At 71.1% G+C, this 10,554-nt stretch carries 12 protein-coding genes; 4 read left to right on the top strand and 8 right to left on the bottom strand.

Annotated elements, in window-relative coordinates; translation table 11 throughout:
* Positions 1 to 200: 200 nt before the first annotated feature.
* Positions 201 to 569: a MerR family transcriptional regulator gene (locus ACFVW8_RS36260; protein ID WP_389697773.1), complete on the bottom strand. Its 369-nt coding sequence runs from the start codon at positions 567 to 569 to the stop codon at positions 201 to 203.
* A gap of 117 nt (positions 570 to 686) precedes the next feature.
* On the opposite strand from ACFVW8_RS36260, the gene ACFVW8_RS36265 reads away from it, so the two are divergent.
* Positions 687 to 1,397: an SDR family oxidoreductase gene (locus ACFVW8_RS36265; RefSeq protein ID WP_389697775.1), complete on the top strand. Its 711-nt coding sequence runs from the start codon at positions 687 to 689 to the stop codon at positions 1,395 to 1,397.
* Between the two features lie 36 nt (positions 1,398 to 1,433).
* Here the strand turns inward: ACFVW8_RS36265 and ACFVW8_RS36270 are convergent, their stop codons facing one another.
* From ACFVW8_RS36270 to ACFVW8_RS36280, 3 genes are all read right to left on the bottom strand, one after another.
* Positions 1,434 to 2,276 carry a helix-turn-helix transcriptional regulator gene (locus ACFVW8_RS36270; RefSeq protein WP_389697777.1) on the bottom strand — a complete coding sequence of 281 codons (843 nt, stop codon included), beginning with the start codon at positions 2,274 to 2,276 and terminating at the stop codon, positions 1,434 to 1,436.
* 167 nt (positions 2,277 to 2,443) lie between these two features.
* Entirely contained in the window at positions 2,444 to 3,205 is a 762-nt protein-coding gene (locus ACFVW8_RS36275; RefSeq protein ID WP_389697779.1) for an SDR family NAD(P)-dependent oxidoreductase, read from the bottom strand.
* 145 nt (positions 3,206 to 3,350) lie between these two features.
* Positions 3,351 to 3,734, bottom strand: coding sequence for a MerR family transcriptional regulator (locus tag ACFVW8_RS36280; protein ID WP_389697781.1), 384 nt, complete (start codon positions 3,732 to 3,734; stop codon positions 3,351 to 3,353).
* A gap of 53 nt (positions 3,735 to 3,787) precedes the next feature.
* Between ACFVW8_RS36280 and ACFVW8_RS36285 the strand changes: the two genes are divergently transcribed.
* Positions 3,788 to 4,900, top strand: a complete 1,113-nt coding sequence (locus ACFVW8_RS36285) for an alkene reductase (protein ID WP_389697783.1) — start codon at positions 3,788 to 3,790, stop codon at positions 4,898 to 4,900.
* Between the two features lie 12 nt (positions 4,901 to 4,912).
* On the opposite strand, the gene ACFVW8_RS36290 is transcribed toward ACFVW8_RS36285, so the two are convergent.
* The gene (locus ACFVW8_RS36290; RefSeq protein ID WP_389697785.1) at positions 4,913 to 5,941 is read right to left on the bottom strand and encodes a GlxA family transcriptional regulator; all 1,029 of its coding nucleotides are present in this window, start codon (positions 5,939 to 5,941) and stop codon (positions 4,913 to 4,915) included.
* Between the two features lie 72 nt (positions 5,942 to 6,013).
* Here ACFVW8_RS36290 and ACFVW8_RS36295 point away from each other — a divergent pair, with 72 nt between their 5' ends.
* Positions 6,014 to 7,297 carry an MFS transporter gene (locus tag ACFVW8_RS36295; protein WP_389697787.1) on the top strand — a complete coding sequence of 428 codons (1,284 nt, stop codon included), beginning with the start codon at positions 6,014 to 6,016 and terminating at the stop codon, positions 7,295 to 7,297.
* Positions 7,298 to 7,316: 19 nt separating this feature from the next.
* Here the strand turns inward: ACFVW8_RS36295 and ACFVW8_RS36300 are convergent, their stop codons facing one another.
* Positions 7,317 to 7,889, bottom strand: a complete 573-nt coding sequence (locus ACFVW8_RS36300) for a GNAT family N-acetyltransferase (RefSeq protein WP_389697789.1) — start codon at positions 7,887 to 7,889, stop codon at positions 7,317 to 7,319.
* A gap of 104 nt (positions 7,890 to 7,993) precedes the next feature.
* Entirely contained in the window at positions 7,994 to 8,737 is a 744-nt protein-coding gene (locus ACFVW8_RS36305) for an AraC family transcriptional regulator (RefSeq protein ID WP_389697791.1), read from the bottom strand.
* A gap of 54 nt (positions 8,738 to 8,791) precedes the next feature.
* Between ACFVW8_RS36305 and ACFVW8_RS36310 the strand changes: the two genes are divergently transcribed.
* Positions 8,792 to 10,000 carry an MFS transporter gene (locus ACFVW8_RS36310; RefSeq protein WP_389697796.1) on the top strand — a complete coding sequence of 403 codons (1,209 nt, stop codon included), beginning with the start codon at positions 8,792 to 8,794 and terminating at the stop codon, positions 9,998 to 10,000.
* A gap of 51 nt (positions 10,001 to 10,051) precedes the next feature.
* Here ACFVW8_RS36310 and ACFVW8_RS36315 read toward each other — a convergent pair.
* On the bottom strand, positions 10,052 to 10,554 hold a 503-nt coding region (locus tag ACFVW8_RS36315; RefSeq protein ID WP_389697798.1), incomplete at its 5' end, for a TetR family transcriptional regulator.

Raw genomic sequence — 10,554 nt, forward strand, 5'->3', positions numbered from 1 at the left:
TCATAACCCAGAGGTCGCAGGTTCAAATCCTGTCCCCGCTACTTTCACCGTAGGGCCCGGAACCACTTGGTTCCGGGCCCTACGGGTTTCCGCGTCCGCTTCCGTGGTGTCCGCACCGCACCCGGTCGCAGGTGCGCGTCAGTCGTACGCGCTGAACCGGTTACCGGCCCTTCGCCGGTGCCGGAGGCCGTCGAACCCGTTCAGCGCGGGCAGGGGCGGCCCAGGTCTCTGGCTTCGGTGGCCAGGCGGATGGCGCTGTCGAGCCGGTCGCGGGTGTTCACGAGATCGGTGACCAGCTTGTCGATCCGCGCCCGTTCCGCGCTGAGCCGGTCGAGCAGTCCCGACGACACCTCGTCGGTCTCGATGCACGGCAGCAGTTCCACAACCGTCCTGCTCGCCAGTCCCGCGGCGTAGAGCTGCTGGATCAGCCGGACTCGGTCGACGGCGTCGTGCGGATAGTGCCGCTGGCCACTGGGGCTGCGGTCGGCGGCGAGCAGGTTCTGCTCCTCGTAGTACCGCAGCGCCCGCACGCTGACGCCCGTTGCCGCGGCGAGCTCACCGATGCGCACAGTGCCTCCCGGTAGGGGTGGATCTCTCTACTTGCCTCTGACGTCAACGTCAGGTTTTAGCGTAGCTCGTGAGCGGCTCGCGCCGAGCCGCCTCAGGACATCTGCCTGGAGGCAACCATGAAGATCGCCGGTTCTGTCGCCCTCGTCACCGGTGCCAACCGCGGTATCGGCCGGCACTTCGCCCAGCAGCTGCTGGAGCGGGGAGCGGCCAAGGTGTACGCGACCGCCCGCGACACCGGGCTCGTCGACATCCTGGGCGCGGAGGTGCTGCGGCTGGACATCACCGATCCGGAATCCGTTGCCGCCGCGGCGGCAACGGCCTCTGACCTCACCCTCCTGATCAACAACGCCGGCGTGTTCACCGGCCAGAACCTCGTGACCGGTGACCTGGAGAAGGTCCGGCTGGAGATGGAGACGAACTACTTCGGCACACTGCGTGTGGTCCGGGCCTTCGCGCCCGTCCTGGCCGCGGGCGGCGGCGGGGCGATTCTCAACGTCCTGTCGGCGATGTCGTGGCTGTCCTACGACGGGGCCAACGCCTACAGCGCGGCCAAGGCGGCCGCGTGGAGCCTCACGAACGGCATCCGGCTCGAACTGGCAGGCCAGCGGACCTCGGTGACGGGCCTGCACCTGGCCAGCACCGACACCGACATGATGGCCGGGTGGGACGTGGAGAAGAACGATCCCGCCGATGTGGTGCGTGCAGCGCTCGACGGTCTGGAGGCCGGCCGGCTCGAGGTCCTCGCCGACGAGAACAGTGCCCAGATCAAGGCCGGACTGTCCGCGGACCCCAGCGTGCTCTACCCGCAGATCCTCGCCGGCGCCTGACTGCCCGGTGCCCGGCCGCCGGCCGCCCTGCCCGGGTCATCGCTCGGCCGGCCGGTCACCCACGACGGAGAGGAGCTGGAGCTTGTCGTGGCTCTCGCTGCCGGGGGTCGCGGTGAAGACGAGGAGGGCCTGCGCCTGGTTGGCGTCGTAGAGAACCTGGCACTGGAGTTCCAGGATGCCCAGATCGGGGTGCTGGATGCGTTTGCGTTCCCCCTCACGGCGCACCCCGATCTCGTGGGCGCTCCACAGTGCGGAGAACTCCTCGCTCTCGTCGAGCAGCGCGTCCACCACCTCGCCGACGCGGGGGTCGGCTCCATGGCGGGAGTACGCGGTGCGCAGTTCGGAGGTGAAGATCCGGCTGTGGTACGGATGGTCGGCCTCGGGGTAGATCCGGCGGGCGTGGGGGTGGGTGAACCAGCGGTGGACCAGGCTGCGGTCAAGACCGGTGTAGCCGGTCTCGTCCCCGAGCAGGGCCACGGCGAGACGGGTCTGCACCAGGGTCTCCGCGATGGTGCTGATGACCTGCGCGGGCGTGTCGGCCAGCCGGTCCAGGATGCGCATCATGCCGGGGGAGACATGGTCGATACGGGGGTGGCGGCTGGGGGTGTTGTGGCCGGCCATGCGGAACAGGTGGTCGCGTTCGTCCAGGGACAGATGGAGGCCCCGGGCGAGGGCGGCGAGCATCGGTTCGGACGGAATCGGGCCGCGTTGCTGCTCGACACGGGCGTAGTAGTCGGTGGACATGCCGCACAGAGCGGCGACCTCCTCGCGGCGCAGGCCGCGAGTGCGGCGGCGGGGGCCGCGCGGCAGGCCGACGTCCTCGGGCTGCAGGGCCTCGCGTCGGGTGCGGAGGAAGTCGGCCAGCTGTGATCGGTCCATGATGACGATTCTCTCCTCGGCGGCGGGAGCCGGGCGAGCCGGTGGGACGAGGCCGCCGCTCCCGCCGTGTCAGGGCCCGGCGGCCGGGGCGAAGAGCTGACAGGGGTGGCGAGGTGCCTTCCGGCGGCCGGGAGCCGTCGCGGCAGTACGGAGGGCGCGAAGCCGGATCAGAGCAGGGTGCCGCCGGACGCCTCGATCCGCTGGCCGGTGATCCAGCCCGTGCCCGGGGCCAGGAGGGCGGTGATCGCGCCCCCGATGTCCTCGGCGTTGCCGACCCGGCCCAGCGCGGTCCGGCCGGCGAAGTGCTCGCGGATCTGCTCGTCGTCGCGGATCGCGCCGCCGCCGAAGTCGGTGGCGATCGGGCCGGGAGCCACGGCGTTCACGCTGATGCCGCGCCCTCCCAGCTCCTGGGCCAGGTACTTGCTCCAGGTCTCGATCGCGCTCTTTACGGAGGCGTACACCGACCAGCCGTCCCCGACGAAGCGGGTCAGCCCGGTCGACAGGTTCACGATGCGGCCGCCGTCGGCCAGGAGCGGCAGCAGCGTCTGGGTGAGGAAGAGGACGCCCTTGAAGTGCACGTTCACCAGCAGGTCGAAGGCCTCGACGGTGGTCCCGCCCAGCGGGGTGAACGCGGCCACGCCGGCGTTGTTCACGAGGAAGTCGAAGCTGTCGCGCCCCCACGTGGTGTTCAGCGCGTCCCGGACCTCGGCCTCGAAGGCGGGGAACGTGTCGAATGCGGTGGTGTCCAGCTCCAGGGCGACGGCCTTGCGCCCCAGGGCGGTGACCGCGTCCACGACCTCGGCCGCCTCGTCCTTGTTGGACCGGTAGGTCACGATGACATCGGTGCCCGCCTCGGCGAGCGCCTGGGCGGTGGCCCGGCCCAGCCCACGGTTCCCGCCGGTGATCAGTGCGATCGTGTTCGAGCTCATTTTCGGACTCCTTGCTGCGCGGGGGCTGTCGTGCGGTGCACACGAGCGGGAAGCCCGCCTTCACCCACGATCGGTCCGCTGCCGCCCGGGATGAAGGCACAACTCATCCAGGGACAACCGATCCCCCTCTCGCACGGCCGGGACGCTACGTGTGCCCGGGGCGCGCGGCGGTGTCGCCCGCCGCTGTGTCGATGACCTCTTCCAGTACCTCGCGCGAGCGGAGCAGGTCGCCGACCGTCCGGTCGATCCGGTCCCGCTCGGTGGTGAGTTCGGCGACCAGCTCCGGGGTGGCGCGTACGGAAGGGCCGCCGTCCTCGTCCCGCATGCAAGGCAGGATCCGGGCGATCTTCGCGCTGTGCAGGCCGGCCGCGTAGAGCTCCTGGATGCGGATGACGCGGTCCACGGCCCCCTCGGCGAAGTCCCGGTGGCCGCCGGGTGTCCGGTCGGACACCAGCAGGCCCTGTTCCTCGTAGTAGCGCAGCGAACGCTCGCTCACGCCCGTGCGTGCCGCCAGTTCGCCGATGCGCATGTCCTACCTCGCGACTTGAACCTGACACCAATGTGAAGTTCTACGTTACCGGCATGACGCACACCCAGCAGGCCCCCGCCTTGTCCCGGCTCCTCGGTCCCGCCCGCCTCGGCAGCCTGGAGCTGCCCAGCCGCCTGGTGATGGCGCCGCTGACCCGCAACCGCGCCGGGGCCGACGGAGTCCCGGGCGAGCTGATGGCAGCCCACTACGCGCAGCGCGCCTCGGCCGGGCTGATCATCGCCGAGGCGACGACGCCGAACGCCGTCGGCCAGACCTACCCCCATATCCCCGGCATCCATACCGCCGCGCAGATCGCCGGCTGGCGGCGGGTCACCGACGCGGTGCATGCGGCTTCCGGCCGCCGGATGTTCCTCCAGCTGCAGCACGGCGGCCGGGTCGGCCATCCCGACACCAGCGGCCACATCCCGCTCGCGCCGTCCGTCGTGCCGCTCCCGGAGACACTGCACACCCCGAGCGGGCTGCAACAGGCCGTCGCACCCCGCCGGATGACCGACCGGGACATCCGGTCGGTCATCGCCGACTTCGCGCACGCGGCCCGCAACGCCGTCGAGGCCGGATTCGCCGGGGTCGAGGTGCACTCCGCCAACGGCCATCTGCTGCACCAGTTCCTGGCGCAGAACACCAACCGCCGCACCGACGCGTGGGGCGGACCGGCCCAGCGGCGGATCCGGTTCACCACGGAGGTGGTTCGGGCGGTCGCCGACGCCATCGGCCCGGACAGGGTCGGCGTACGCATTTCACCTGCACAGGGCGTCAACAGCGTCGAGGAGGGCGACACCGAGGACATCTACCGGGCGCTCCTGCCGGCCCTGGCGGGCATCGGCCCGGTCTATCTGCACCTCGTCCGCGCCGACCCGGACAGCCCGCTCTTCGCGGAGATCCGCAAGGCCTGGCCGGGCGCACTGATCGCGAACCCGGCGCTCTCCCGCGAGGAGGTCGCGGCCGACGGCGGTAAACGGCAGGGTGAGCGCCTGCTGGCCGAGGGCGCCGACCTCATCGCGTTGGGACGGGGCTTTCTCGCCAATCCCGACTTCGTCGAGAGGCTGCGCACGGGCGCGGCGCTCAACGACATCCGTCCGGAGCTCCTGATGCATGTGCACGGCGCGGAGGGATACAACGACTACCCCACGCTCGACGGCAGATGAGGAGCGGGGAAGTCAGGGCCGTCCGCCGTCCGCGGGGCCGGAGGCCCGGGGCTGCGGACCACGGAAGGTGTTGCGGTAGGCCCTCGGCGGGACACCCAGTGCGCACTGGAAGTGCTGGCGCAGGGAGGCGCCGGTACCGAAGCCGGCATCCGCGGCGACCCGGTCGACCGTGAGGTCCGTCTCCTCCAGCAGCTGCATCGCCCGCTGGAGGCGTTGCTGGGCGAGCCACTGGCCGGGAGTGACCCCGCATTCCTGACGGAACCGCCGGTTGAAGGACCGCACGCTCATCGACGCGGTGTCCGCCAGCTCGCGCAAGGACAGGGGGCGCCCGAGGTGCGCAATGGCGTATGTCCGGGCGGCGGCGGTGGACGATTCGGTGGGGCCCGTGACGGGGCCCTGGATGTACTGGGCCTGCCCGCCCTCGCGGTGCGGGGGCACGACCGTGGAGCGGGCGACCTCGTTGGCCACGGACGCGCCGTGATCGCTGCGGATCATGTGCAGGCACAGGTCGATACCGCTGGCCACTCCGGCGGAGGTGAGCACCCCGTCGTCGTCGGTGTAGAGCACGTCCGGATCCAGGTCGACCTCGGGATACAGCTCACGGAAGTCGTCGCAGGACTTCCAGTGCGTGGTCGCCCGCCGTCCGCCGAGCAGTCCCGCCGCCGCGAGGACGAAGGACCCGGTGCAGATCGACGCGACCCGGCAGTGCGGGGGGATACGGTCCAGTGCCCGCCTCACCAGCGGGTCAAGACCGCCACGTGTCTGGGGGCCGTAGTCCTCCTGCGCCGCGGGCACGACGACGGTGTCCGCCGAATCCAGCACATCGGGGCCATGGGCCACATTGATGCTGAAATCCGTGTCGGTCACCACCTCTCCCGGGACGGGCGTGCACGTCACCACGTCGTACAGCGGCTCACCCGTGCCGGAGCGGGCCTGCCCGAACAGGCGGTGCACGATTCCGAGCTCCATCGGCAGCAGTCCGCGGCGCACCAGAACTGCCACCCGATGGAGTCGCCTCGCAGCCCTGTCATCACCATCCATGGCCAGATCCTTGCACAGGTCGGCCAGGTGGCCAGTGGTTTCGGCCGTGCCTGCGGACGGAGGGTTTTCGGTATGAGTCGAACTGACGCTGTTCCCCGGACAACCGGAACGCCGGCCGGCCGTCGGGCCTGGTACGTCGCGGCGGTCGCCGGCCTCGCCGTCGTGGTGTCGGGTGCCTTCTCCACCATGCCGGGCCTGCTCGTCACACCCCTGCACGACGAGTACCAGTGGTCGCGCGGCTCCATCGGCCTCGCGACCTCGGTGAACATGGTGCTCTACGGGTTGACCGCCCCCTTCGCCGCCGCACTCATGGACCGTTTCGGTATCCGCCGGGTCGTCATGACCGCCCTGGCCACCGTCGCCGGCGGCGCCCTGCTCACCACGGTCATGACCGCGGCGTGGCAACTCACCCTGTACTGGGGCCTGCTCGTCGGTCTCGGCACCGGCTCGATGGCCATGACCTTCGGGGCGACCGTCGCCAATCGTTGGTTCACCAGCAGGAAGGGCCTGGTCACCGGCGTCCTCGCCGCGGGCAGCGTCTTCGGTCAGATGGTGTTCCTCCCCGTCCTCTCCCGGGTCATCGAGCGCTACCAGTGGCGTCCCGCGCTGGTCACCCTGGCGCTCGCCGCCCTCGCGACCGTGCCCCTGGTCCGGTTCGTCCTGCGGGACCATCCCGCGGACGTCGGCCACCGGCCCTACGGGTCCGACACCTTCGTCCCCAAGCCGCCGCCGGTCAGGGGCGTCGCGAGCCGAACCGTCCACATGCTGTGCGACAGCGCCCGAACCGGACCGTTCTGGCTGCTCGCCGCAGCCTTCGCCGTCTGCGGAGCCTCCACCAACGGCGTCATGTGGACGCACTTCACCCCTGCCGCGCATGACCACGGCATGCCCGCCACCACGGCGTCCGGTCTGCTCGCGGCCATCGGCCTCTGCAACGTCGCGGGCACCGTCGTCTCGGGTTGGCTGACCGACCGGTGGGACGCACGGCGCCTCCTCGCGGGATGCTTCGCCCTGCGTGGCGTGGTCCTGCTGTTCCTCCCGATGGGGATGGCCGCCACCGTCCGGCCCTCGATGATCGCCTTCGTCGTCCTCTTCGGCCTGCTGGACCTGGCGACGGTCCCGCCCGTACTGGCCCTGTGCCGTGAGTTCTACGGAGACGGGAGCGCCATCGTCTTCGGCTGGATCAGCGCCGCCCACCAGATCGGCGCAGCCCTCGTCGCCTTCCTCGGCGGCGTCACCAGGGACGCCCTCGGCAGCTACGACACGGTCTGGATCGCGCTCGGAGCCCTCTGCGCCACGGCTGCCCTGCTGTCCCTCGTCATCCGCGGTGTGCCGTCACCCAGGGAGTGCCGGTAGCCGGGGCCCGTGCGCCCGGTCAGCGCAGGCCGAGCCGCATCAGTACCCGGGGATGACCGGCCAGTACCGAGGTGGTGTCCGCGGCATGGGTGAAGCCGGCGCGCTCGAAGTTCCTCCGGATCCCCGCGTACGCCATCGTCAGGTCGACCCTGGCGTCACCGTTGTCGAGCGGATACGCCTCGACCGCCGGCGCGCCGTGGGACCGGGCGAACTCGACCGCACCCGCGATGAGGGCGTGCGAGATCCCCTTCTTGCGGTGACCCGGGCGCACGCGGATGCACCAGAGGGACCAGACCGGCAGATCGTCGACGTGCGGAATCCTGCGGCTGCGAGCGAAGGTGGTGTCCGAGCGCGGCGCCACGGCGGCCCAGCCGACCGGGTCCTCGCCGTCGTAGGCCAGCACACCTGGAGGCGGCTCCGCACGGCACAGCCCGGCGACGTACTCCGCGCGAACCGGCCCCCGGAGCTCGTTGCTGAGCTTCGAGGGGATCCGGTAGCTGAGGCAGTAGCAGATGGTGGAAGCCGGTGACTTCGGGCCGAGCAGGGTACGGACGTCCTCGAAGACCGTAGCCGGGCGAACCTCGATGGTCATGGCACCACAGTGCCACGGGGCGGGCGACGGCGCCGGGATATGACAACGGATATGACAACGTCCCCGGGTGCCGTTGATGTTCGACACCCCCGGGAGCCCGGCGCTCAGCGCGGCTGATGCGTTCCCGGTGTGTGTCCGAAGGCGCGTCGGAAGACATCGATGAACGCGCTGGCGGACGACCAGCCGCACCTGTGGGCCACGGCGGTCACCTGGACGTTCTCGGCGAGCAGCACCAGGGCCCGGTACAGGCGCAGTTGGGTGCGCCACTGCGGGAAGGTCATACCGAGATCGGCCTTGAAGAGCCGGGAGAGGGTGCGGTCACTCGCGCCGACCTCCCTGCCCAGCGCGGCCAGGGTGCGGCTGTCGGCGGGATTCCGGCGCAGGATCTCGCACACGGCCTTGAGCTGAGGGGCGGTCGGGGTGGGCAGGTGGAGGGGCTCCTGCGGTGAGGCCCGCAACTGGTCGAGCAACACGGCCCGCAGCCGCGCGCGTTCGGGGCTGTCGTCGTACGGGGTGCGTGTGTGGGCGAGGATCAGTTCCCGAAGCAGCGGGCCGACCGTCAGCACGGTCGGCCGGTCCAGCCCGAGCGGGTTGTCGTCCGCCGGCAGACCGACCAGGTGCAGATCGATTTCGCCATGGGCCTGATGGGCGTGCACGGTTCCGGCCGGAACCCAGATGGCGCGGGTGCCCGGTGCGATCCATGAGCCCGTGCTCGTCGTCACGGCCAGCACACCACGGCCCGCATAGACGATCTGGTGGCCGTCGTGGCTGTGGGCGTCGATGGCGGTGCCGGGCGCCATCGACCGGGTGCGAGTCGGCGCGACCGACTGGTGGCGGATTTCCGTCATTGATTGGCAGCATATCGGAAGCGCGACACGAGGCCCGGTGATGAGCATGGTGATGTGCCAAGGAACAAGACCATCATCCTGCTGTCGGTCGGCCATGCCTGCGTGGACGTCTACCAAGGCGCTGTCGCGTCGCTCGTCCCGTTCTTCGTCGCCGAGCGTGCCTACAGCTACGCCGCGGTGTCGGGCGTCGTGCTCGCCGCGTCCCTCCTCTCCTCGGTGGCTCAGCCGCTGTTCGGCGTCCTCACCGACCGCTGGGCGATGCCCTGGCTCCTGCCGGTGAGCACGATCCTCGGCGGGTTCGGTATCGCCCTGAGTTGTATGAGCGGTTCCTACGCCCTGACGCTGACGTTCGTGGCGGTGTCGGGTGTCGGCGTAGCCGCCTACCATCCCGAGTCCGCCCGCGTCGCGCGGCTGGTCAGCGAGGGCAGTCATACCGCGATGGGCTGGTTCTCCCTCGGCGGCAACCTCGGCTTCGCCACCGCGCCGCTCATGGTCACCGCCGTCGTCGCGTCCGGGGGACTGCGTCTGGCCCCGCTGTTCGTGGTTCCGGCTCTCGTCGGAAGTGTGCTGTGCCTGCCCGTCCTGCGTGCACTGGAGAAGACGGCGCGCGGCGGCCCCGGCGCGGCTGCCGGGGCGGGCGTCGACGACAAGGTCTCGTTCGTGAAGCTGTCGCTGGCCGTGGTCTGCCGGTCCATCGTCTTCACCGGGCTGAGCACGTTCCTGTCGCTCTACGTCCAGCAGCGGACGGGGGGCGGTACGGCGGCGGGCACCGCGGCGCTGTTCGTGCTCTACCTGGGCGGCGCGGTGGGCTCCCTGCTGGGCGGCCGCCTGGCGGGCCGCTGGGACCGGGTCGTGGTCGCCGGCTGGTCATACCTCATCACGGTCGCCGCCGTCGCCGGTGTCGTGTTCGTGCCCGGCCCGGCGGTCTACGTGTGCGTGATGCTGACCTCCACCGGCCTGTACGTCCCCTTCTCGCTCCAGGTCACGCTGGGCCAGGACTACCTGCCCTCACGCGTGGGCACCGCCAGCGGGATCACCCTCGGACTGACCGTCAGCATCGGTGGCCTGGTCAGCCCGCTCATCGGCCGCGTCGCCGACGCGACCTCCCTGCGTACCGCCCTGACGCCACTGATCGTGATGCCCGCGCTGAGCTGGCTGTTGTTCCGCACGCTGCCCGAACCCACCGCGCCGAAATCCGTGGCGGCGCCGCGCACCGGGGGCCGGGCCGATGCCGGACTCACTCCCGCACGCGATCAGGGGTGAGCCCCCTGCTCACGCGACGGCCGGCCCGCCGCAGCGTTCACGGCCCATGCGTCACGCCAGTGGTGCGGTCCGGTCGTCGGCCGGGGCGCCGTGCTCGACGGCGTCGAAGGCCCGGTTCAGACGCTCGCGGTGCATGGCGGTGATCTCGGTGAGGTCGTCCCCGGCGAGCCGCCGTTGAGCTGTCGCCACGGCAACCGTTCGGTACGCGGCGATCAGCAGGGCGGCGACCAGCGCCGGGTCACCCGTGAAGCGCGCGTCGTTCCGCAGGTCCTCGGCCAGTGCGTCCTCGGCCTCGTGCGCGAACGCGCGGAGCCGCGCGATGAGGGCGGGGGAGCCGGCAATCGTACGGAGCAGTGGTTCGACGCCCTCGCCCAGCCCGGACAGGACGTGGCGCCGGTCCACGAGGCCGAGGGCGAGCGTCCGGAGCGCCGCCACCGGGCCGACGCCCTCGGCGCGCTCGCCGACCGCGGACCGCAGGAGCTCGATCGCGTCGGGGAGCCGGTCCAGCAGGAGGTCCTCCTTGCGCTCGAAGTGCGAGAACACCGTCACCTTCG

Origin of the sequence: Streptomyces sp. NPDC058221, from assembly GCF_042882365.1 — a bacterium.
In the GTDB taxonomy this organism is placed as follows: domain Bacteria; phylum Actinomycetota; class Actinomycetes; order Streptomycetales; family Streptomycetaceae; genus Streptomyces.